Annotated in this window: 22 protein-coding genes; 10 read left to right on the top strand and 12 right to left on the bottom strand. The window is 66.1% G+C overall.

All coding sequences use genetic code 11. The features are described from left to right. Positions 1–13: 13 nt before the first annotated feature. Both N511_RS0114450 and N511_RS0114445 read right to left on the bottom strand, forming a co-directional pair. On the bottom strand, positions 14–1,183 hold the full coding sequence (locus N511_RS0114450) for a TolC family protein (RefSeq protein ID WP_231479622.1): 1,170 nt from the start codon (positions 1,181–1,183) through the stop codon (positions 14–16). A gap of 101 nt (positions 1,184–1,284) precedes the next feature. Continuing rightward, a complete protein-coding gene (locus N511_RS0114445) occupies positions 1,285–1,638 on the bottom strand; it encodes a hypothetical protein (protein WP_027679960.1) in 354 nt (117 codons plus the stop codon). 196 nt (positions 1,639–1,834) lie between these two features. Between N511_RS0114445 and N511_RS0114440 the strand changes: the two genes are divergently transcribed. Both N511_RS0114440 and N511_RS0114435 read left to right on the top strand, forming a co-directional pair. Next, on the top strand, positions 1,835–2,509 hold the full coding sequence (locus N511_RS0114440) for a heavy metal response regulator transcription factor (RefSeq protein WP_027679959.1): 675 nt from the start codon (positions 1,835–1,837) through the stop codon (positions 2,507–2,509). Beyond that, positions 2,509–3,951 carry a heavy metal sensor histidine kinase gene (locus N511_RS0114435; protein WP_027679958.1) on the top strand — a complete coding sequence of 481 codons (1,443 nt, stop codon included), beginning with the start codon at positions 2,509–2,511 and terminating at the stop codon, positions 3,949–3,951. The genes N511_RS0114440 and N511_RS0114435 overlap by 1 nt, the downstream gene beginning before the upstream one ends. Before the next feature lie 9 nt (positions 3,952–3,960). On the opposite strand, the gene N511_RS0114430 is transcribed toward N511_RS0114435, so the two are convergent. Continuing rightward, positions 3,961–4,323: a DUF2917 domain-containing protein gene (locus N511_RS0114430; RefSeq protein ID WP_027679957.1), complete on the bottom strand. Its 363-nt coding sequence runs from the start codon at positions 4,321–4,323 to the stop codon at positions 3,961–3,963. Between the two features lie 252 nt (positions 4,324–4,575). Between N511_RS0114430 and N511_RS0114420 the strand changes: the two genes are divergently transcribed. After that, positions 4,576–5,532, top strand: a complete 957-nt coding sequence (locus tag N511_RS0114420; protein ID WP_027679956.1) for a TauD/TfdA dioxygenase family protein — start codon at positions 4,576–4,578, stop codon at positions 5,530–5,532. Positions 5,533–5,542: 10 nt separating this feature from the next. On the opposite strand, the gene N511_RS0114415 is transcribed toward N511_RS0114420, so the two are convergent. Continuing rightward, complete coding sequence (locus tag N511_RS0114415) at positions 5,543–7,069, bottom strand: M20 family peptidase (RefSeq protein ID WP_027679955.1); 1,527 nt, start codon at positions 7,067–7,069, stop codon at positions 5,543–5,545. Positions 7,070–7,229: 160 nt separating this feature from the next. On the opposite strand from N511_RS0114415, the gene N511_RS0114410 reads away from it, so the two are divergent. From N511_RS0114410 to N511_RS0114400, 3 genes are read left to right on the top strand one after another with little or no spacing between them, the layout of a single operon-like run. Beyond that, the gene (locus N511_RS0114410) at positions 7,230–8,060 is read left to right on the top strand and encodes a MetQ/NlpA family ABC transporter substrate-binding protein (protein WP_027679954.1); all 831 of its coding nucleotides are present in this window, start codon (positions 7,230–7,232) and stop codon (positions 8,058–8,060) included. 20 nt (positions 8,061–8,080) lie between these two features. Beyond that, positions 8,081–9,217: a methionine ABC transporter ATP-binding protein gene (locus N511_RS0114405; RefSeq protein ID WP_027679953.1), complete on the top strand. Its 1,137-nt coding sequence runs from the start codon at positions 8,081–8,083 to the stop codon at positions 9,215–9,217. Next, on the top strand, positions 9,198–9,851 hold the full coding sequence (locus tag N511_RS0114400; protein ID WP_004631504.1) for a methionine ABC transporter permease: 654 nt from the start codon (positions 9,198–9,200) through the stop codon (positions 9,849–9,851). Before N511_RS0114405 ends, N511_RS0114400 begins: the two co-directional genes overlap by 20 nt. A 698-nt stretch (positions 9,852–10,549) precedes the next feature. Here the strand turns inward: N511_RS0114400 and N511_RS0114395 are convergent. The 4 genes from N511_RS0114395 to N511_RS0114380 all read right to left on the bottom strand — a co-directional run bounded on the left by N511_RS0114395 (position 10,550) and on the right by N511_RS0114380 (position 15,014). Continuing rightward, positions 10,550–12,418 carry a family 2A encapsulin nanocompartment cargo protein cysteine desulfurase gene (locus N511_RS0114395; RefSeq protein ID WP_027679952.1) on the bottom strand — a complete coding sequence of 623 codons (1,869 nt, stop codon included), beginning with the start codon at positions 12,416–12,418 and terminating at the stop codon, positions 10,550–10,552. Next, positions 12,393–13,331 (bottom strand): family 2A encapsulin nanocompartment shell protein, encoded by a 939-nt coding sequence (locus tag N511_RS0114390; protein ID WP_004631502.1) that lies wholly within the window; start codon positions 13,329–13,331, stop codon positions 12,393–12,395. The genes N511_RS0114395 and N511_RS0114390 overlap by 26 nt, the downstream gene beginning before the upstream one ends. Before the next feature lie 81 nt (positions 13,332–13,412). Then, the gene (gene epsC / locus N511_RS24275; RefSeq protein WP_051530933.1) at positions 13,413–14,447 is read right to left on the bottom strand and encodes a serine O-acetyltransferase EpsC; all 1,035 of its coding nucleotides are present in this window, start codon (positions 14,445–14,447) and stop codon (positions 13,413–13,415) included. 48 nt (positions 14,448–14,495) lie between these two features. Next, positions 14,496–15,014, bottom strand: a complete 519-nt coding sequence (locus N511_RS0114380; protein WP_027679951.1) for a rhodanese-like domain-containing protein — start codon at positions 15,012–15,014, stop codon at positions 14,496–14,498. Between the two features lie 249 nt (positions 15,015–15,263). Between N511_RS0114380 and N511_RS0114375 the strand changes: the two genes are divergently transcribed. Together N511_RS0114375 and N511_RS0114370 are read left to right on the top strand one after the other, a co-directional pair. Next, positions 15,264–16,682, top strand: coding sequence for an aminotransferase-like domain-containing protein (locus tag N511_RS0114375; RefSeq protein WP_027679950.1), 1,419 nt, complete (start codon positions 15,264–15,266; stop codon positions 16,680–16,682). A gap of 73 nt (positions 16,683–16,755) precedes the next feature. Further along, positions 16,756–17,211 (top strand): DUF3005 domain-containing protein, encoded by a 456-nt coding sequence (locus N511_RS0114370; RefSeq protein WP_027679949.1) that lies wholly within the window; start codon positions 16,756–16,758, stop codon positions 17,209–17,211. Positions 17,212–17,259: 48 nt separating this feature from the next. Here N511_RS0114370 and N511_RS0114365 read toward each other — a convergent pair whose 3' ends face one another. Next, positions 17,260–17,994 (bottom strand): NUDIX hydrolase, encoded by a 735-nt coding sequence (locus N511_RS0114365; RefSeq protein WP_027679948.1) that lies wholly within the window; start codon positions 17,992–17,994, stop codon positions 17,260–17,262. A gap of 94 nt (positions 17,995–18,088) precedes the next feature. Between N511_RS0114365 and N511_RS0114360 the strand changes: the two genes are divergently transcribed. After that, complete coding sequence (locus tag N511_RS0114360) at positions 18,089–19,132, top strand: SPFH domain-containing protein (protein ID WP_027679947.1); 1,044 nt, start codon at positions 18,089–18,091, stop codon at positions 19,130–19,132. Next, positions 19,129–20,061: a sugar kinase gene (locus tag N511_RS0114355; protein WP_027679946.1), complete on the top strand. Its 933-nt coding sequence runs from the start codon at positions 19,129–19,131 to the stop codon at positions 20,059–20,061. The genes N511_RS0114360 and N511_RS0114355 overlap by 4 nt, the downstream gene beginning before the upstream one ends. A gap of 49 nt (positions 20,062–20,110) precedes the next feature. On the opposite strand, the gene N511_RS0114350 is transcribed toward N511_RS0114355, so the two are convergent. The 3 genes from N511_RS0114350 to N511_RS0114340 are packed head-to-tail and all read right to left on the bottom strand — an operon-like array spanning position 20,111 to position 22,214. Further along, positions 20,111–20,899, bottom strand: coding sequence for an enoyl-CoA hydratase (locus tag N511_RS0114350; RefSeq protein ID WP_027679945.1), 789 nt, complete (start codon positions 20,897–20,899; stop codon positions 20,111–20,113). Next, positions 20,896–21,330 carry a MarR family winged helix-turn-helix transcriptional regulator gene (locus tag N511_RS0114345; RefSeq protein ID WP_027679944.1) on the bottom strand — a complete coding sequence of 145 codons (435 nt, stop codon included), beginning with the start codon at positions 21,328–21,330 and terminating at the stop codon, positions 20,896–20,898. The genes N511_RS0114350 and N511_RS0114345 overlap by 4 nt, the downstream gene beginning before the upstream one ends. Beyond that, complete coding sequence (locus N511_RS0114340) at positions 21,327–22,214, bottom strand: alpha/beta hydrolase family protein (protein ID WP_027679943.1); 888 nt, start codon at positions 22,212–22,214, stop codon at positions 21,327–21,329. Before N511_RS0114340 ends, N511_RS0114345 begins: the two co-directional genes overlap by 4 nt. Between the last annotated feature and the right edge of the window lie 101 nt (positions 22,215–22,315).

Below are 22,315 nucleotides of genomic sequence, written 5' to 3'. Positions count from 1 at the left end.
GAGAAAGGCCGCGCTACCGGCCGAGGATGCGATCGATGCCGGCAGCCGCCTGATGCGCGCGCGACAGCGCGGCCAGGTATTGCGCGCGCGCCTGAAACAGCGTGCGCTGGGCATCCAGCACATCGAGAAAATTGAACTTGCCGGCATCAAAGCCGATACGTGCAGCGTCATACGCGCGCTGCGCGCCGGGCAACACGTCTTGCCGCAGCGACTGCACGGCGGCGCGCGCCGCATCGAGCCGCGCCACGTCCTGCGCGAGCGTGGCGTTCTGTTCAAGCTGCAGGGCGCGGTAGTCTTCAAACGCCTTGTCGGCCAGACGCTGCGCTTCAAGCTGGCTGCCCTGGTTGCGATCAAACAACGGCAGTGGCACGGCAATGCCGAGCACCGCCATGTTGTTGTTCGCGGCGCTGTCGCGCTTGGCGCCCACCGTGAGCGTCACGTCGGGCACGCGCTTGCTGCGCTCCACGTTGGCAAGTGCCTGGCGGCGGTCGATCTCCAGACGGGCGCGGATGGCGCGGGGCGTGTTTTCCAACGTGCCGGCAGCTTGGCGCGCTTCGAGCGGCACGGCGGGCAGCGTCTCTGCGCTTCCGTCGGCTTCGGGCGCGGCAGAAGGCGTGCCCCAGAAGGCCGCCAGGGCGCGTTGGGCGACCCGCAACTCGGCATTCGCATCACGCAGTTCGATGGCTGCGCTGGCACGCGCTACGCCTGCCTTGGTCTGCTCCACCGGTGACACCTTGCCTGCCTGCACGCGGCGCGCGGCGGCGGATTCGGCCTGGGCGGCCAACGCATCCGACGCCTGCGCGAGCGACAGGCGCTCCTGGGCGATCACCAAATCGAAAAACGCGCGTGTGACGTCCGCACGCAACTCGGCCTGCAGCACGGCAGCATCCTGCGTGGTGGCGTCTCGTGCCACTTCTGCGGCGCGTGTGCGGGCCCCGCGTTTGCCGCCCAGTTCCAACGGGATATTCAGTTGCGCCGTCATCGTGGCGCGGTCGCGGCGGACGTCTTCCGTCGTGAAGGCCGCTTCGGGATTGCGCAACCGACGGGCCTGGTCGAGCGCGCCCTCACTGGCGGCCACTTCATAGCCCGCAGCGGCCAGCGCCGGATGCGTCTGCAGCGCACGCTCAACGGCCTGCTGCAGCGTCACGCGCTCCGTTGCCGCAACCACGGAGGCACCCGACATGGAAACGGCCACCGGAGCGACGGAGTCAGTCGCCGCTGCGGTGGCCAACGGGGCAGCCAGAAGGCATGCGAGGGCTGCCCCGGTGAGCTGGAAACCGCGCATTACGCAATCGCACCGTCGGTGTACGGATCCGGGCTGCGCGGGTTGCTCAAGCCGCCATCGGTGTAGGGGTCACGTGTGCCGACGCGGGCATCGAGCGCGGTTTGCGCTGCACCGTCCGTGTACGGATCACGCGCGCCGGCCTTTGCGCCATCGGTATAGGGGTCGCGCGTGCCGGTCCGGGCGCCATCGGTGTACGGGTCGCGGGCGCCAGCCTTGGCCAGCGGCGCGGGCATCGACGTGGCCTGCGGCGCGCAGCACGCATCGTGATCGCCTTGCGCGGCCACGGCCGTGCCGGTTGCCAGCATTGCGGCCAGGGCAACCAGGGGAAGCACGCGTTGGAATCGAATCGCCATGAGGATCTCCTTGAAAAGGCCTGACATCAGCAAACAAGGGGGATTGGGGGGCGATGTCAGTGAGGCCAGTCTAGGGAGCGGTGCACCACGCGGGCATGACTCGAAGATGACAAACTTGTCATCTTTGTGCCCGGGCCTGAGGTTTTGGCATATCTTGGCGGCATTGGCGCAGACACCCAGCGCGCCACTTTTCACCATGCGACTGCTCATTGTTGAAGACGAGCCCAAAGCGGGCGATTACCTGCTCAAGGGCCTGACGGAATCCGGCTTTGTGGCCGACCTGGCCCGCACCGGCCCCGATGGCCTTTTCCAGGCCATGGAGCATCAGTACGACCTGATCGTGCTCGACATCATGCTGCCCGGCATGGACGGCTGGCAGGTGCTGCAGGAACTGCGCCGCCGCAAGAGCACGCCGGTGCTGTGCCTGACCGCGCGCGACGAACTGGCCGACCGCCTGAAAGGCCTGGAGCTGGGCGCAGACGATTACCTCGTCAAACCCTTCGCCTTTGCCGAACTGGTGGCGCGTGTGCGCACCATCCTGCGGCGCGGCCCGCTGCGCGAAAGCGAGATCCTCGAAATTGCCGACCTGACGATCGACACGATCAAACGCCGCGTGACGCGGGCAGGACAACGCATCGACCTGACCGCCAAGGAATACGCGCTGCTGCATCTGCTGGCGCGGCGCGCGGGCGAGGTCCTTTCGCGCTCGCTGATCGCCTCGCAGGTATGGGACGTGAACTTCGACAGCAACACCAACGTGGTGGATGTGTCGATCCGGCGCTTGCGCGCCAAGGTGGACGATCCGTTCGAGCACAAGCTGATCCACACCTTGCGCGGCATGGGCTACGTGCTCGACGCGGTGGGCCGTTGATGGCGTCGCTCAACGGCACACTCATGCGCTGGCCCACATCGCTTGCGGGCAGGCTCGTGCTGGCGTTTGTGGTGGTGGCATCGGTCACGCTCACCGCAGCTGGCACGTATCTGTACTTCGCGCTCAACGCACAGCTGCGCGCGACCGACGATGCCATGCTGATCGGCAAGATCGCCCAGCTGCGCCACCTCGCCAGCGAGGTACCCAGCGCCGACGATCTGGTGCGTACCGCGCACCGCTATACCGATGTGGTGTCGGGCCACGATGGATTGATCCTGCGCATTGCCACGCCGGAAGGCCGCACGCTGGTCGAAGTGAACCCCGAGGGCGAACAGGTGACGATGCCGCCCGTGGTTGCGGCTGCGGTGCCGCCGTCGGAGTCGTCCGTACAGACATGGACGTCGATGACCGGCATGGCCTCGCGCGCTGCAGCGGCGGAGGCCTGGCTGGGCCAGAACAACGCGAAAGTGATCGTGCTGGTCGCGCAGGATGGCGATAGCCGCGCGGCATTGCTGACCCAGTACCAGCGCCACATCGTCTTTGCCGTCATGGGCGGCGTGGCGGCGGTGGCGCTGCTGAGCCTGCTGCTCGTGCGGGGCACGCTGCGCGGGTTGGCGCGCATCGGCAGTCAGGCTGCGGCCGTGGTGCCGAGCCAGCTCGACACGCGTCTCACCCTGCAGGGCGCGCCGCGCGAATTGGCCGACCTGCTGGCATCGCTCAACGCCATGCTCACGCGCCTGCAGGACGGCTTTGCGCGGTTGTCGCAGTTCTCTGCGGACCTGGCGCACGACTTCCGCACGCCGCTGGCGAATCTGGTGGGCCAGACCGAAGTCACGCTCGCACACCCGCGCACGGGCGAGGAATACCGCAGCGTGCTCGAATCCAACCTGGAGGAATACGCGCGCCTGTCGCACATGATCGAAGACATGCTCTTTCTGGCACGCGCCGACCATGCCCGCGTGGCGCTGTCCATCGAGCCGCTGGATGCGCGCCACGAGGTGCAGGTGCTGGTCGATTATTTCGAGGCAGTGGCTGCCGATCGCGACATCGCCATCGACGTGCGCGGCGATGCGCGGCTGCACGCAGACGCCACGTTGCTGCGCCGGGCCATCAACAACCTGCTCGACAACGCGCTGCGTCACACGCCCACCGGCGAGCGCATCGACGTGACGATCGAGACAGCGCCGCAGGGCATCGCAATCGCCGTGCACAACCCTGGGCCGGGCATTGCGCCGACCGCCCTGCCGCTGCTGTTCGAGCGGTTCTACCGGGGCGACCCCTCGCGGGCGCAGTCCGGGGCGCAGTCTGGGGCGCAATCAAGCCAGTCGACCGGGTTGGGACTGGCCATCGTCAAAACCATCATGGACCTGCACGGCGGTAGCGTGCAGGCCAGCAGCCCGCCGGGTGGGCGGACCGAGTTCCGGCTCGTGTTTCCGGTTTGACGCCAGGCTTCAGGTGCCAATCCGCTGCGCCGACGGTATACGCGCGGCATCCTGCCCGTCGTCGCGCAGAACCTGCCGATATGCAGCCACGACCATCGCGCCGATAAAACGCAGCAGGCGGCGCGGCGCATTGATGTCTTCGGTCACTGAAAAGCGCGCCGGCGTGCCGTCCACCGGCTCACCCGATAGCCAGAAGCGCACGCCCGCCGGCACGTCGATCGCCTGCCCGGGCTTGAGCCAGATGTCCTGGCGTTGATGCTCTTGCGTGACCCACAACAGCCCGGCTTGTGCGGCGATGGTTTGGGCCCGTGCCGACCGCCAGCTCACCGGCACGCCCGGCCGGTCCAGTTCGAAGATTCTGATTTCGCGCATGATTGAGACTCCTGTGCCGGGGTTCGTGGTGGGTTTTTATGGGGACTGCGGATCGGCACGGTTCCATCTTGCGCGGCAGCGCAACGAGTTGACATGAACAGTTGTGAACAGTTTGGCTGAACTGTTCAGCATCTTTCGCGAACAGTTCATCGGCATGACCGACAGAACTGCATTTGGATATGTCAAACCGTTCGTTTTCGGCTGGGCATCGGGTGGCTAGCATGATCCATCGCCATTTCTGCCGGAGCCGCCATGCCAGACGATCACAACACCGCCATCGACACCACGTTCGGCACCCTGCGCGTACGCCGCGTGGCCGGACATATCGGCGGGGAGGTGCTCGACCTCAAGCTCGGCGCCGACTTGGCGGAAGACACGTTCGCGAGCCTGTATGCGGCGCTGCTCAAGTACAAGGTGTTGTTCTTTCGCGACCAGCAGCAGTTGGACGATGACCGGCACCAGGCCTTCGGCAAGCGCTTCGGCCGCATCGTCGCCCACCCGACCGTGCCGGCGCCCACCGGCACGCACCTGTTTGAACTGGACGCGTCGAAGGGCGGCGGCCGTGCCGACTCGTGGCACACCGACGTGACGTTTCTCGATGCGTTTCCGAAGGTCTCGATCCTGCGCGCGGTGACGATTCCGGCTTACGGCGGCGACACGGTCTGGGCCAACACCGCCCGCGCCTACGAGCAGTTGCCCGACCCGCTCAAGCAGCTTGCCGAGCAGCTCTGGGCCGTGCACACCAACGATTACGACTACGGTGCCGAACGCACGCAGATCGACAGCGCACGCCTGCGGCACCACCGCGATGTGTTTACCGCCTCGGTGTATGAAGCCTCGCACCCGGTGGTGCACGTGCACCCCGAGACCAGCGAGCGCGCCCTGCTGCTCGGGCATTTCGTCAAGCGCTTCACCGGCCTGCCGGGCAGCGAATCGACGCGGCTGTTCGAACTGCTGCAGAACCGCGTGACGCGGCTGGACAACACCGTCCGCTGGCAATGGCGCCAGCACGACGTCGCCATCTGGGACAACCGCGCCACGCAGCACTACGCCATCAACGATTACGGCAACCAGCCGCGCCTGGTACGCCGCGTGACCGTGCACGGCGACACAGCCATCTCAGTGGACGGCAGCCGCAGCACGCAACTGCGCCGCCCCGAAGCCACCAACGACGCGCACATCGACACGCTGGTGGCCAACGCCCACTGACCCACTGATATCAAGCCCCAGCCGCCTGCTGCACCAGCCGGTGGTAGAACCGGATCAGCTCCACCAGGTTGGCCTCGGTGATCCGCTCGTTGGTGCCATGAAAGCGCGGCAGGTCTTCCGGCTTGGCGCGCACCGGCGAAAACCGATACACGTGGTCGGCAATCTCGATCATGTGGCGCGAATCCGTCGCACCGATCATCAGCCCGGGCGCCACGACCGTGCCCGGGAACAGCTCGCGCACCGTCTTGTTGATCAACTGATACGACGCCGACTGCGTGGGCGACACCGGCGAGGCTTCGCTGGAACCCGGCAGCCGGCTCAGTTCGAATTTGCCGTGGGGCGCTGCCGCCTTGGCGGCGTCTTCCACGTGCGCGGTGACGGAGGCGATGGTGTCGCCCGGCAGCAGGCGGAAGTTGACCGTGGCCTCGGCGCGGCCAGGCAGCACGTTGTCCTTATTGCCGGCCTGCACGATGGTCAGCGCAGTCGTGGTGCGCAGCATGGCGTTGGAGCTGCCGGACGCCTCCAGTTGCTTCTGCACCAGCGGCCCGAACAGCCACAGGTTCGACAGTGCCACGCGGCTGAAACCCTGCATCTCGGGCGCCAGCGTTGCAAACATCTCCTGCGCTACACCGCGAATGCCGGCGGGCAACTGATCGTCATCCAGGCGCTTGAGCGTGGCGCTCATCATGGCGATGGCGCTCTGCCCGTGCGGTGGCGGCATCGACGAATGCCCCGGCGTGGCCCCGACCTTGAGTTGGACGGAAAGAAAGCCCTTCTCCGCCACGCCAATCAGCGCCGCCGGTTTGGTGAGCCCCGGCAGCACGCCTTCGGTAATCAGCAGCCCTTCGTCGATCACGAAGTCGAGACGCTCGCCGCGCGATTTGAGCAGTGCGGCGATCTGCTTGGCGCCGCGGTCGCCGCCCACTTCCTCGTCGGCACCAAACGCCAGGTGAATGGTGCGGCGCGGCTTGAAGCCGCTGGCGGCCAGCAGCTCGATGGCCTCCATCTGCGAGATCAGGTTGCCCTTGTCGTCCCACGCGCCGCGGCCCCAGACCATGCCGTCTTTCACCACACCGTCGAACGGCGGTTGGGTCCAGTCGCCTTCGGTGCCGGGAGCAATCGGTACGACATCCTGGTGCGCCATCAGCATGATGGGCTTGAGCGACGGGTCAGTGCCCTTCCAGGTGTAGAGCAACGCGAAGTCGCCCACCTGCTCACGCTGCAGCACGGCGTGCGCCTGGGGGTAGCGCGCCGCGAGCATGGCATGCAACTGGCGGAACTGGTCGGCATTCAGTTGCGCATCGGCGGCGCTCGACACGGTCCGTGCGCGCACGGCCTCGGCCAGGTGCGCCGCTGCGGCCGGGCCATCCACCGCAACCGGCGTGACGGCCGGCACATCCAGCTGGCGCGAGTCGTGTCGCCATGTATTCACCCCCACAACCGCCGCAAGGCCCACCAGGATGACGGCGATTGCCAACAGCAGACGCCCCACCACCCGCCCCGTCCTTGTCCGGCGACGTTTAAAAGATGCATGCATTGAAAAGTCCCCTCCTTTTTGATTGAACGACCACGGCCGACCGCAAGTATCGCCCTAACCCAGACCGAGTAACCATCTACGCAAATATTCGTGGGAATGGGGCGCGTTGCCATGCTGGAATCACCGCATGTTCCTTTTGCGGCAACCATGCCCCACGCCCATGAAACTCGTACAACGACTCGCGCATTTCATCGCTCCGGCCGTGATGGCCCTCGCTGTCCTCGGCATGACAGCTGCCGCACAGGCGGCGCCACTGCGCATCGGCGTCACGCCGGGTGCACTGGCCGATTCCGTGGAGGTGGCCGCCGCCGAAGCCCGCAAGCAGGGGCTTGAAGTCAAGGTGGTCGAGTTGACCGACTGGACCACCCCCAACGTCGCACTCGCCTCGGGCGACCTGGATCTCAACTACTTCCAGCACCAGGCCTTTCTCGACAACGCGATCAAGGAACGCGGCTATGCCTTCAAGAGCGTCGGCATCGGCGTGCTGGGCAATATCGGCCTGTATTCCAGCAAGATCAAACGCCTGAGCGATCTGAAGGACGGCGCGCGCGTGGCCGTGGCCAATGACCCTGTCAACCAGGGCCGTGGGCTGTTGCTGCTGCAGAAGGCGGGGCTGATCAAACTGCGCGATGGCGTGGGTGCGCGCGGCACGCTCAACGACGTGGTCGGCAATCCGAAGAAGCTGAAGTTTGTCGAAATCGAAGGCCCGCAGCTTGTACGCGCGCTGGATGACGTGGACCTTGCCCAGGGCTACCCCGCGCACTTCGTCAACGCCGGCAAACCGGACGTCGCGAGCGCCGGCCTGCTGTATTCGGGCATCGACGACGAGTACTTCGCCATCCGCTTCGTTGCCCGCAACGACAACGCCAACGACCCACGCATCGCCCGCTTCATCAAGCTGTACCAGGATTCGCCAGCCGTGCGCCAGCAAGTGCGCACGTCCTATGCCAACGACGACAAGCTCTTCACTCTGCCCTGGGTGAAACGGTAAAACGGTAAAGCGCCAAGGCCATGACCACACTCGTCTCGAACCCCACGCACATCTGGACCGACGCGATCGCGCCGCATGCCAGACACGCCGATGCCGCAATCTCCGCCCCCACTGCCGGCACCATCACGTTCTGCAACGTCGGCAAGACGTATCGCGCAGCGGCGGGCGATGTGCATGCACTGCAAGGCATCGACCTCGACATTCCGGCTGGAGGCATCTTCGGCATCATCGGGCGCAGCGGTGCGGGCAAATCCAGCCTGCTGCGCACCATCAACGGGCTGGAACAGCCCACCAGCGGGCAAGTGCTGGTGGACGGCGTCGATGTCGGCACGCTCGGCAGGGCCGCACTGGTGCAGCTGCGCCGGCGCATCGGCATGATCTTCCAGCACTTCAACCTGCTTTCCGCCAAGACGGTATGGGAAAACGTCGCGCTGCCGCTGAAGGTGGCTGGTGTGCCGGCTGCCGAGATCGCACAGCGCGTGGATGCGCTGCTCGCACTGGTCGGGCTTGAGGGTAAGCAGCACGTGTATCCGGGGCGCCTGTCCGGCGGGCAAAAGCAGCGCGTGGGGATTGCGCGCGCGCTCGTGCATCGCCCCGAAATTCTGCTGTGCGATGAGGCCACCTCCGCGCTCGACCCCGAGACGACCGACGCCATCCTCGCCCTGCTGCGCGACATCAACCGCCGCCTGGGGTTGACGATCGTGCTCATCACGCACGAGATGGGCGTGATCCGCGATATCTGCGACAACGTGCTCGTGCTGGAAGCTGGCCGCATTGCCGAGCAAGGCCCGGTTTGGCGCGTCTTTGGCGACCCGCAGCACGACGCAACACGGGCACTGCTCGAGCCGCTGCGCGGCGGCCTGCCCGAAGACGTGGCCTTGCGGTTGCAGCCCACGCCGCCCGCGCGCGCTCCGTTCGAGCAACTGATCGAACTCAGCTACACCGGCGCCGCCGCTGTGCCGGAACTCGCGCAGATTGCCCAGGCCCTGCACCAACCCACCCGCCTGCTGCGCGCCGACCTTGACCGCATTCAGGGCCGCACGCAAGGGCGCCTGCTGGTGGCAGCAGCGGGCAGCACGCTGTCGGCCGACGCGCTCGCCGCGCTGCAGTTGTCCCAACACACCCGGAGCCTCGGCTATGTCGCCGCTCACGATTGATCGCATCTGGCAGGGCTTGCTCGACACGCTCACGATGGTGTCGGCCTCCGCGCTGATCGCCGTGCTGGCCGGTATTCCGCTGGCGCTCATCCTGGTGCTGACGGCGCCGGGCAATGCGCTGGAATCGCCGCGCGTGCACCGCGTGCTGGGCGCGCTCATCAACGGCTTTCGGGCCACGCCGTTCATCATCCTGCTGGTGGCGCTGCTGCCGTTCACGCGGCTGGTGGTGGGCGCAACCATTGGCGTATGGGCAGCGGTCGTACCGCTGTCGATCAGCGCCACACCGTTCTTCGCGCGCATTGCCGAGATCAGCCTGCGCGAAGTCGACCGCGGCCTGATGGAAGCCGCGCAGGCCATGGGCTGCGAACGCCGCCACATCGTCTGGCACGTGCTGCTGCCCGAAGCGCTGCCCGGCATCATCGGCGGCTTTACGCTGACCGTGGTGTCGTTGATTGGCGCATCGGCCATGGCGGGTGCCGTCGGCGCAGGCGGGCTGGGCGACATCGCCATCCGCTACGGCTATCAGCGCTTCGACACCACCGTCATGGCGGTGGTGATCGTGGTGCTGATCGGGCTGGTGAGCCTGGTGCAGTGGGTGGGGGATGTCTCGGTGCGGCGGCTTAAGGCGCGTTGAGAGCGCGTTGAGGGCGTGTTGATTTTTTTTGCTAGTGGTGCATCCCTTGTTTCATCCCCTGCCGGGGCTGACTCACTTTCTTTGTCTTGCCAAAGAAAGTAAGCAAAGAAAGGCGCGCCCGATGCGGCGACCCCCTCCTTGAATTTATGTCGCAAGGAGGGGAAGGGAAAAACTCGCTTCGCTCAAACAGTTTCCCTTCCTTTTTCCTCCTTGCAACAGAAATTCAAGGCGCCGCATAGGGCAGGGAAAGTCAAAGGCCAAACCATCGACCACGAGTGCAGTAGGACTCCGCAGCACAACGCGAAGCAGAGCGAGCAACACCGCAACGAACAAGAGCCACCGAGGCCAGCACACCGTCGGTGTGGCCTTTGACGTTCCTGCCCTTGATGGCGCCTTGGATTTTTGTAAGCGGGCGGAAAAAAGACGGGAAACTGTCTGAGCGAAGCGAGTTTTTCCCGTCTCCGCCCGGTTACAAAAATCCAAGGGGAAGTCGCCATCTCGGGCGCGCCTTTCTTTGCTTACTTTCTTTGGCAAGACAAAGAAAGTAAGTCGCCCCCGGCAGGGGGAGAAAAAGAGATGCACCACCAACCCCCGCCCCGCCAAAGGCCAAAAGCCAAAAGCCAAAACAAAAAAAACGCCCCGCCAGCCCGTGATGCATCGGACCAACAGGGCGTTCTTCTTCAACAGCCCAAAACCCCTCACCGCCGAGCCAGCGCCCCCACCACGCGCACGAGTTCATCCACCTCCTCGCACGTGTTGTAGAACGCCAGGGATGGCCGCACCGTCGCCTCCACCCCAAAGCGCCGCAGGATCGGCTGCGCGCAGTGATGGCCCGACCGTACGGCAATGCCTTCGCGGTTGAGCGCCGCGCCCACTTCTTCCGTGCGGTACCCGGCCAGCGTGAACGACAGCACGCTGGCCTTGTTGGCAGCCGTGCCGATCAACCGCACACCAGGAATGCGCGACAGCCCATGCGTGGCATAGACCAGCAGGTCGTGCTCGTAGCGCGCGATGTGTTCCAGGCCGATGCGCTCGACGTAATCGAGCGCAGCGCCCAGCCCCACCGCGTCGGCGATGTTGCCGGTGCCGGCTTCAAAGCGCGCGGGCGCGGGCTGGTACAGCGTCTTCTCGAACGTGACGTCGGCAATCATGTTGCCGCCGCCCTGCCACGGCGGCAGCGTGTCGAGCAGATCCTGCTTGCCGTAGACCACGCCAATGCCCGTCGGGCCGAAGACCTTGTGGCCGGAGAACACGTAAAAATCCGCGTCCAGCGCCTGCACGTTCACACGCAAGTGCGAGACCGCCTGCGCGCCGTCCACCAGCACGCGCGCGCCGGCCGCATGCGCCAGTGCGATGATCTCCTGCACGGGCGTCACCGTCCCCAGCGCATTCGACACCTGCGTGACAGACACCAGCTTCGTCCGGCTGCTCAACAGCTTGCGGTACTCATCCAGCAGCACCTGGCCGCTGTCATCCACCGGAATCACGCGGATGCGCGCGCCCACCTGCGCGGCCAGCTGCTGCCACGGCACGATGTTGGCGTGGTGCTCCAGGTGCGAGACGATGATCTCGTCCCCCGCGCCGATGTGCTGACGGCCAAACGTCTGCGCAACGAGGTTGATCGCCTCGGTGGCGCCGCGCACGAAGATGATCTCGCTTGCCGACCGCGCACCGAGGAACCGCGCAACCTTGTTGCGGGCACCCTCGTACGCATCCGTCGCACGCGCGGCCAACTCATGCGCCGCGCGGTGGATGTTGGAGTTCTCGTGCGCGTAGAAATACGCCAGCCGATCGATCACCGCTTGCGGCTTGTGCGTAGTGGCAGCGTTGTCCAGCCAGATCAGCGGCCGGCCATTGACGCGCTCGGCCAGGATCGGAAAATCCCGCCGCACGGCATGCACATCGAAGGCGCCAACGCGATGCGGCTGGTGGCTCTGCTCGTCCCTCGTATTGCGCGGTGCCTCCAGCGCGGGTGCGGCCGGACCGCCGGCTGGCGCGAGGAAGTAGAACTGCCCCGCCTGCGCAGCCCCGCCGGGCTGCCGCAATGCCTCCGGCCCCGCAGGCGGCGTGCCGGATGCGCCATCGATCAGCCGTGCCAGCGCATCGGTGCCCGGCAGCTGAAACGGCTGCGCCGAGACACGATCCTCCGGCACACCCACCTCCGACGCCGCCACCCCCGCATGCGGCGCAGCGGACTGATAGCCGCTCGCCTCACCCAGGAAGTAGTACGGCGAACTCGGTGCCGAGACGGAATGCGCAGGCCCCGGCAAACCGTGGCCAGATGCCGCCTGCGGCAATGCTGCCGCGTACTGCGTCGGCACGCCCAGCACAGGCACCTGTGGTGCACTCGGTGCGGTCTCCGCAACGGGCAACGCACTGAGTTGCGGTGATGCGCCCACCGGTGTCAGATCGATAGCGGGTGCCGGCTCGGGTTCGGGTTCACGACCGGGCAGCGCCGTGAAGAACGCGTTGGCCAACTGCGCCAGCGCGGCCGGGTCAGGCAAACCCGCCGGCGGTGCCAGACCGCTCACGCCGGGCGCATTACTTGTAGGTGTCGGGGTAGTCATGGTACTTGCCGATCTCCACGTCTTCGAGCACTGCCAGCGCGTCTTCGGTCAGCACGGCCAGCGAGCAATACAGCGAAATCAGATACGACGCGATGGCGTTCCGGTTGATGCCCATGAAGCGCACCGACAGCCCCGGGCTCTGCTCGCCCGCCACACCCGGCTGATACAGGCCGACCACGCCCTGGCGCTTGTCGCCCACGCGCAGCAGGAGGATCTTCGTGCGGCCGTTCTCGTCGATGGGCACCTTGTCCGACGGAATCAGCGGCAGGCCGCGCCACGTCAGGAACTGCGAGCCGAACAGGCTGACGGTCGGCGGCGGCACACCACGGCGCGTGCATTCGCGGCCAAACGCGGCAATCGCCAGCGGATGCGCAAGGAAGAACGCCGGCTCTTTCCAGACCTTGGTGATCAGCTCGTCCAGATCGTCAGGCGTGGGCGCGCCGGTGAGCGTGGAGATGCGCTGCGTTTCATCCACGTTGGCCAGCAGGCCGTAGTCGGGGTTGTTGATCAGCTCGCTTTCCTGACGCTCCTTGATGGTCTCGATGGTCAGGCGCAGCTGCTGCTGAATCTGGTCGTGCGGGCTGCTGTACAGATCGGAGACACGCGTATGCACGTCCAGCACCGTCGTGACCGCGTTGAGGAAGTACTCGCGCGGATGTTCGTCGTAGTCGACAAAGGTCTGCGGCAGCTCTGCCTCGTCGCGCTGCGAGCAGGCAACGCGCACATCGCGCGGATTTTTCACGCGGTTCAGGCGGAAGATGCCGGCCTCCACCGGCTGCCACTGCAGCAGGTGCACCAGCCAGCGCGGGCTGATGGTGGAAAGCTGCGGAACGGTCTTGGTCGCGTTCGCCAATTGGCGTGCGGCGCTGTCGCCTAGCGCAGTGCGCACGTCCTGGGTATCTGCTTCTGCCATGCAATGACTCCCAACTTCATTTGAAAAAATGCCCCCGTTTCTCTGGCGGGTGCGGTGGATAAAACCGGTGCGAAAGGCGTGTCAGACGGATCGGCGGGCGGGGTGTGCCTCGCTGTCGCTGTGCGTGTGCGGCCGAGGGTCCCGAACGCCCTCCCGAACGGCGTCCTGAACGCCGTCCTGAATGCCGCTCTGCACGTTTGCCTGGGTGACGCTGCTGCCGGGCGGCACGCTGCGCGTGAGCCACACGTTGCCGCCAATGGAGGAACCGCGCCCGATGGTGATCCGGCCGAGGATGGTCGCGCCGGCGTAGATGACGACGTCGTCTTCCACCACCGGGTGGCGTGGGGCGCCCTTCTCGAGGTGGCCATCGGCATCGGCGGAAAAGCGCTTGGCCCCCAGCGTCACCGCCTGGTAGATACGAACGCGCTCGCCAATCACGGCGGTCTCACCAATCACCACGCCCGTACCGTGGTCGATGAAGAAGCCGCTGCCGATCTGCGCGCCAGGGTGGATGTCGATGCCGGTGTCGGCATGCGCAGTCTCGGCCACCATGCGCGCGAGCAGCGGCAAGCCTGCGCGGTACAGGTGATGGGCAATCCGGTGATGGATGACGGCGAGGATGCCGGGGTAGCACAGCAGCACCTCGTCGACGCTGCGCGCTGCCGGATCACCGTGGTAGGCAGCCAGCACGTCGGTGTCGAGCAGGCGACGCAGCGTGGGCAGTGCCGACGCGAAGTCGCGCACGAGTTGCACCGCCTCGGCATCGGGATCGCGATCCACGGCACGCGCCTGGCGCACCGTGTGACGCAGCTCCAGCCGCACCTGTGCGACGAGCGCATTGAGTGCCGCGTCGAGCGTATGGCCGACGTAGAAGTCTTCGCTTTCTTCACGCAGGTCCGTGGGGCCGAGCCGCATCGGGAACAGTGCCCCACGCAGCGCCTCGAGAATCTGCCGCACCGCCTCGCGCGAGGGCAACTCGCGGCCCGTGACTTCGGTACGGCCGTTGCGGGCGCGCCAATCGGCCCGGGCCGCACGCAGCTCGCTGACGATGCGGTCCAATTGCCAGCCTGGGTCGTGCGCGGGCGCAGGCCTCCCCGCGATGACGCGATCGCTCATCGTCGCTCCCCTGTTTTGTTGGTTTGGTTGTTGGCGGTGCCGCGGCGCTCAGTCCTGCTGCCAGGGCAGGCCCCAGCGGCGCCAGCCGCCGGCTTCGCCGCGCTGCTGCTGTTCGTCGAGGTCGCCCTCGAAGCCTTCCAGAACGTTGAACACGTTCTGGAATCCGGCGGCGGTGGCGGCTTCCGCAGCGGCAGCAGAGCGTTTGCCACTGCGGCACAGCAGCAGCACCACGGCGCTCTTGGGCGCCGCTTTCTCCAGCTCGCGCAGGAAGCGTGGGTTCTTGATCATGGCAGGGCCGGTCTGCCACGCCGCATGCGGGGTATCCGGCACACGACCCACGAACTTCCGTTCTTCTGCGGTACGTACGTCCACGAGTACGGCATCGCCACGGCTGACCAAGGCCCACGCTTCAGCCGGCGTCAGGCCGCCTGCATAGCGCAACCCCTGCGCGCTGGCGTGGCTGCGTGCACGCTCCAGCAGCGTTGACGAGGGTGTAGACAGAACGCTATCGAGCACGGCCTGCACAGCCGGGTCGCGTGGCGCAGTTTGAATGGTGGTGGCAGACATCGAACCTCCGACTGAATAATCGCAACGAGCGCGCAATGAGTGACGGACAAGCCCACTCTAGCCGTGGGTGATATTTGCCAAAACGAATAAAACCGCCCTTCGATGGTTGCCCAATGCATAAGCGAGCCCCCGGCGCCTCGCCCGGGCGATCGGCTTTCCGTTGCACGCGGTCCCACTACAATACGAACACTGCTGAACAGTTTGAGATGACTGTTCGGCATCTTCCGCCCCACCGACCCGACCCGCGCCATGAAACTCCTCATCGATGCCAGTACCCGCGTACCGATTGCCGACCAGATCGTGGCCGGCGTGCAGGCGTGGATTCGCGACAACGACGTGCGCCCCGGCGCCAAGCTGCCGTCGATCCGGCAACTGGCGGCCGACTACGGCATCAGCCGCTTCCCCGTGATCGAGGCGTATGACCGGCTGGTCTCGCTGGGGCTGCTGGACTCGCGTCACGGCTCCGGCTTCTACGTGGCGGAGAGCAACCTGACCGGGCGCGACGGGCGCGGCTGGTCCGACCCGCGCCGCGCGGAGGCCGAGTCGAAACACATCTTCGAGCAGTTCAGCTACCCCGACGGCATGCTCAAGCTCGGCGGCGGGTTCGTGCCGGCCGACTGGCGCGACGTCGACGGCCTGACGCAGGCCATCCGCCAGGTGTCGCGCACCGACACGCACGCGGTGATCGACTATTCCTCCCCGCTGGGCAACACGGCGCTGCGGCATCAGGTCATGATGCGTGCCCGCCAGCTCGGCATCCAGGCCGACCAGCCCAATGTGCTCATCACCGCCGGTACGAGCCAGGCCATCGACCTGGTGATGCGGCACCTGCTCAAACCGGGCGACACGGTCTTCGTGGAAGACCCTGGCTACTACACCGTGTTTGGGCTGCTGCGGCTGCACGGCGTGAAGCTGGTCGGCATTCCGCGCCGCAGCGACGGGCCCGACGTGGAAGTCACCGAAGCAATGCTGCGCGAGCACCGTCCCAAGCTGTTCTTCATCAACAGCGTGCTGCAGAACCCCACGGGCTCGGTGGTGTCACCGCCGGTCGCGTTCCGCCTGCTTGAACTGGCGCGGCGCCACGGCTTCACGTTTCTCGAAGACGACATCTTTGCCGACCTGCAGGCCGATCCGACCGCACGGCTTGCCACGCTGGACCAGCTGGATCATGTGATCTACGTGGGCGGGTTTTCCAAGACGGTGTCGGCATCGCTGCCGGTGGGTTACCTGATTGCCAAGCGCGAGCTGGTACATGACCTGACCAACGTGAAGATGCTGACCAGCGTGGGCGGTTCGCGCTTTGCCGAGGCCGTGGTCAGCACGCTGCTGGAACGCGGTGCCTATCGCAAATATGTGGAGCGGCTGCGCCACCGCGCAGGTGACTCTGTCATCGCCTCGCTGGATGTGTTGGCCGATGCCGGCTGGGAGGTGTTTCACCATCCGTCGGGCGGCAACTTCCTCTGGGCGCGTGTGCCGCACGTGGACGATTCGCGCGATCTGGCAGCCACCGCAGAAAAGCACGGCGTGACGCTGGCGCCCGGCCATTACTTCCGCCCGAACCTGGAGGTCTCGCCGTGGGTGCGCATCAACAGCGCCTATGCGACGGAGCCGCGTGCGGTGGCCTTCCTGCAAGAAGCCGGGCGCCGGCCGGGCCGCAAACGCGCCTGAGGTACGAGGCCGGGCACGCACGTTGCGGTGCTGCAGGGGTTCATGCCGCATGCAGCGGCGCAGGAGCCCGATCATGCACAACGCCGAGCACAACCAAGCGCAGCCTCAGCCCGAAGAACCCGTGACGCGCCAGCCCGAAGGCGCCAAGCTGACGCAACCGCCACCCGATTCGCCGCGCAACGACCCGCTTGCGCGCGCCTCCCGCCGCATCCTTTCCGTCGACGCTGCAGGCGCCGAAGCGACGGACAACACCGTCGACACCGACGGCAAGGGCCTGGAGGCTGCGAAGAGCGCGTCACAGTGGCAAGACAACGTCATCTACTCGAATGCGTCCCTCGACAACAGCCGCCCTGAGCCGGACCCGGAAGCCCCCATCGCCGGGATCGACAGCCGGCCCAACCAGGGGCGCCCCACCATCGCTGCGGAGCCCGGCCAGCGGGTGGTCATGCGAGGCGTGGTCGATGAAACGGCCCGCAACGGCACACGCGCTGCACAGCGGTTTTCGCTGGAAGACGATGAGCAGCCTTAGCAGGCGCTTCAACACGTCCGCCCCCCAGAGCCTGAGCCCCAGGCGCGCTCAGGCGTTTGAATCACCACCGCGCGGGCTGAACGTGCGCGGAAAAACGACCGGCTGGCTGCGGTCAATCAGCCGGTAGCCCTTGGCAGGACGGTACGAATCCCCTTCCGCCACGCCGGACTCTTCCAGAAAGTTGGCGGCCAGCATGCGGGTGCGAAAACCGCTTTTGTCGACCGGGCGGCCGAGCACGATTTCGTACATGCGCTGCAACTGCGGCAGCGAAAACGGCTCGGCCAGCAGAAAGGCGGGCAACGAGGTGTATTCGACCTTGCTGCGCAAACGCTCAACGGCGGCGCGCAGGATGTCCGCGTGGTCGAAGGCCAGTTCAGGCGCGCGAAGCACGTCGTCCACAGCAAACCACGCCACGTCGGCCGCATTGGCGCCCTTGGCGAGCGCCACGCCCTGCGCGGGCATCAACGCAAAGTAGACATGCGTGGCAGACCAGCCGCGCGGGTCGCGCGTCGCACCGCCCCAGCTGCCCAACTGCTCCAGATACGGGCTGCCCACACCGGTTTTCTCCAGCAGCTTGCGGCGCGCGCAGTCTTCCAGCGTGGCATCGACAGCCGTATCGACAAAGCCCCCCGGCAGCGCCCATGCGCCGGGAAAAGGCTCCCCTTCCGTATTGGGACGCTGCACGAGCAGCACGCGCAACACGTCGTCCAGCACCGTAAAGATGACGACATCGACGGTGGTGAACGGCAGCGGGAAGGTCTTCGCAGAAGTTCGGGTAGCCATGGCGCATCACAAATGTCTTGACGGCCCCCATAGTAAGTTGTATTGTCCAACCCATACAAGTTGTACTGTACAACTTACAAAACAGGAGGTCATCATGTTCGGCATCCGCTTCATCAAGTCACAGCCCACCGTTCATCTCATGCAGTTCCGCGCCGGCAAGGTAGTGCGCGAAGGCTCGGGCCTGTCGTTCTTCTACTACGGCCCGACGACCACGCTGGTGGCGGTGCCGGTAGCGAGTCAGGACCGCCCTTTCATCCTTGAACTGGTGACGGCCGACTTCCAGAGCGTGACCGTGCAGGGCCAGGTGACGTACCGCATCAGCGATCCGCGCCGCACCGCCGCGATGATGGATTTCTCGCTCGCCAAGAACGGCCAGACCTACGTGTCGGAAGACCCGAAGCGTCTGGGCGATCGCGTGGCTCAGCAAGTGGAAGTGATCGTGCAGCAAGCCGTGCAGGCGATGGAGCTGAAGGCCGCGCTGCGCGCATCGGCGGCCATCGCGCGCACCGCGCAAGCCGAATTGGCTGCGCAGCCTGAAATTGCCGCGTTGGGGTTGGAGATCCTGGGCGTGTCGGTCATGGCGGTCAAGCCGACCCCGGACATCGCCCGCGCGCTGGAAGCCGAAGCTCGCGAATCCAACCTCAAGGCCGCGGATGACGCCGTCTACTTGCGTCGCATGTCGGCCGTGGAAAACGAACGCGCCATTCGCCAGAACGAGCTGGACACCGACATTGCGGTTGAGCAGAAGAAGCGCCAGATCCGCGAGACGCAGATGGAAGCCAAGGCCACACTGATGCGCAAGGAAAATGCCCTGCGCAACGAACAGATGGCCGCCGATGTGGAACTCGAAGGCCAGCGCAAGGCCTTCGTGGCCGGGCAGGCCGAAAACAGCCGCACGCTGGCAGAAGCCGAGGCCTACCGCGTGGCCGCCGTCATGCAGGCGCTGGAAAAGGCAGACCCGCGCATCGTCAACGCGCTGGCTGCAGCCGGCATGCAGCCTGGCCAGCTCATCGCGCAGGCCTTTGGCGGCATTGCCGAACGTGCAGAACGCATCGGCCAATTGAACGTGTCGCCGGACCTGCTGCAAGGGCTGATGAACGCCACCGCCTCCAACGCCACCGCACGGGTCGCGTCATGAGCACCGAAGGCCGCAAGGTCGTACTGGTGACGCGCCGCACCCGGCTTGAAGAGCTGGTGGCGCGCCACCACACGCTGGCGCAGGCGAAGTTCTACCTCGAACACCTGGGCGCCGATTTTTCCGACTACCTGGCCGAGAACGCCGCCTACGCGCGCAGCCTCGACATCACCGTGCGCGCGTTGGAAGCCTGGGGCCGCTATCAGGTGGTGGATCGCGGCTACCTGCCCAACTTCATCTTTGCGCCGGACGATATCGTCGTGGCGCTCGGGCAAGACGGGCTGGTCGCCAACTCGATGAAGTATCTCGATGGCCAGCCGCTGATTGGCCTGAACCCGGAGCCCGGCCGCTGGGACGGCGTGCTGTTGCCCTTCGAGCCGAAAAATCTCGGCACCGTGCTGGCCGACGTGGCGCGCGACAGGCGCCCCATCAAAGCGGTGACGATGGCCGAAGCACGGCTGTCTGACGGGCAGGTGCTGCGCGCCGTCAACGACCTGTTCATCGGGCCGCGCACGCATGCGTCTGCGCTGTATGAAATCGAACTGGGTGAGCGGCGTGAAGCGCAATCGTCGTCGGGCATTATCGTCGCCACGGGGCTCGGTTCGACGGCGTGGCTGAAGAGCATCGTGACCGGCTCGATGGGCGTCGCACGCGCCATGCATGCCGGCGGCGATGGCTTCCGCTACGAACCCGAACCGTGGGACACCCCGCAACTAACGTTCGCTGTGCGCGAGCCGTTTCCGAGCCGCGCATCGCAGGCCACGCTCGTGTTTGGCCGTGTGGATGCAGACCAACCGCTCAAGCTGCGCTCGCGCATGCCGGAGAACGGCGTGATCTTTTCCGACGGCATGGAGGCCGATTACCTGCGTTTTACCGCCGGCATGGAAGCGACGATTTCCGTGGCAGCCACGCAAGGGCGATTGGCGGTTTGAATGAAAAAAGGCGGCCGGACCAGGGCCGCCGAAGGAGACACCGCCGCGCTCAGTGCGCCACGGCGTTGAAATTGGGCGGCCGTCGATCAGCAAACGCCCGGAAGGCTTCATGCGCCTCTGGCGATTGCAGCCGCCGCGCAAAGCAGGCGCTCTCCGCATCCATCTGTTGCTTGAGCAGTTCAGCATCGCGCATCAGGCGCTTGGTTTCGGTCAGGGCGCCCAGCGGCTGGCGCGCCAACCGCGCCGCAATGGCCTGCGCCTCCGTGCCGAGCTGGTACAGCGGCACCACCCGATTCGCCAAACCCCACGCGAGTGCCGATTCGGCGCTCACCGCATCGCCCAGCGCGAACATCTCGAACGCGCGCACGTGGCCCAGGCGCCCCGGCATCAGCAGGCTCGATGCGGCTTCGGGCACCAGCGCCAGATTGACGAACGGCGTGGACAGCTGCGCGTTGTCCGCCAACAGCACGAAGTCGCAATGGAGCAGCATGGTCGTGCCGATACCGACCGCGCGGCCCTGCACTGCCGCCACCAGCGGGCGCGTGGCACTGGCCAGCGCATGCAGGAAGCGGACGACGTTGCGCTCGGCGTCACCCTTGTTGCCCTTGCCGCCGGTCATGGCAATCGATGCGAATTCGGTGATGTCGTTGCCGGCGGAGAACATGTCGCCTTCGGCGCGCAGCAGCACCACGCGCACGGTGTTGTCGCGCTCGGCGGCGTCCAGCGCATCGGCCAGTGCGCCGTACATCGCGTCGGTCATGGCGTTCTTCTTGTCGGCGCGCGCCAGGGTGAGCGTCAGCACGCCGTCGGCGTTGTGGCTCTGGATGTGTTCACTCATTGCTCGTCTCCGTTGGGGAACTTGGTTTGCAGGCTGGCCAGCCAGCGTGCGACGACGTCGATCTCGGCGTCGGTAAAACCGTCGGTCAGCCGCGCGTTCAGCTCAGCCAGGCCGGTGCGTGTTTCGGCCAAGGCGTCGCGGCCTGCGGGGGTGATCCAGAGTTGCCAGGCGCGGCCATCCTTGGCATCGGCGCGTCGCTCGATGAGGCCGGCGTCGACTGAGCGATCGACCAGGCCGCTCATGGCAGAGGGGCCGAGGTCCAACGCGGCGCCGGCTTCGCGCATCAACGCGCCGTCGTTCTTTTCCAGGAAGAACAGCAGGCCGGATTGCGCGGCGGTCACGCCCTCGCCGGTGCGCGATTGAATCCAGCGCTGCAAGCGGCGTTGTCCAACGCTGATCAGATACACAAGGCGGCGGTCGGGTGCTGTCATGCAGCCTCCGCTTCGCTGCGTGTGGCAGCGGCACGCTCGCGCAGCCAATCCACCAGACCCGGCCACAGCGTGGTGGCGAACTGCGCGCGAAAGAAGCCCATGTGCCCCACCGCGCCGCCGGCCTGGGCAGGCGTGATCTGCCGCCGCTCGACCCACGTGTTCGTGAAGTGCATCGTCAATGCGTTGATGGCGGCGGGCGTGGCCCACGGGTCATCGTCAAAGCCGTAGACGAGCACCGGATGCGTGACGCGGTTGAAGCGCTCGATGGCGCCGAGCGTCGGATCATCGAAAAAGTAGCGCTGCATGCCGGCCCATGCGCCCCATTCGATGGCGACGCCGCCCGGCAGGTCTTCGCCCAGGCCCATGCGCTTGCCCGGCACGTAGCCCATCAACCGCGCCATCAAGGGGCCGACACCGCGCAGGATCAACTCCACGCGCCAACGTTCGCCGCGTTGGCGGATGAAGCGCGAGTTGCCCGTGTGGCAGGCCACCTGCACCACGCCCGCGACATCCCAGTCGGCGCAGCACAGGCCGATGGCGTGGCCGCCCACCGAGTGCCCCACCGCCAGTTGCGGCAACTCCGGATAGCGCACCCTTGCCCATCGCATCACACCTTCGGCGTCGAGCAGCGCCCAGTCGCGCATGCGGGCAGTAAACCGCCGCAGGCTCTTGGGCCGCGATGCGCCGATGCCGCGGTAGTCGTACGTGATCGTGTGGAAGCCGTGCTCGGCCAGGAACTTGGCAAAGGCTTGGTAGATGCGCTGGGGCACGCCGGTGGCCGGGTGCATGACCACCACGCCCTGCGGCGCGCCGGCAGCCGTCCAGAGCATGGCGCCGAGGCGATAGCCGTCTGTGGCGGGAATGGTGTGCGGTGTGCTGTCCATGACGTCGGTTTAGTTCGCATGCGAAGTGTTTTACTTTGTATGCGAAGTAAATCGGTGTGTCAACGACAGAAAGATAAAGTACTTGCTTAACTATTCAGAGT

The organism is Ralstonia sp. UNC404CL21Col (assembly GCF_000620465.1).
GTDB classification, from domain to species: domain Bacteria; phylum Pseudomonadota; class Gammaproteobacteria; order Burkholderiales; family Burkholderiaceae; genus Ralstonia; species Ralstonia flatus.
Note: the sequence above shows the minus strand (reverse complement) of the source record. Positions and strands in the feature narration are given on the sequence as shown.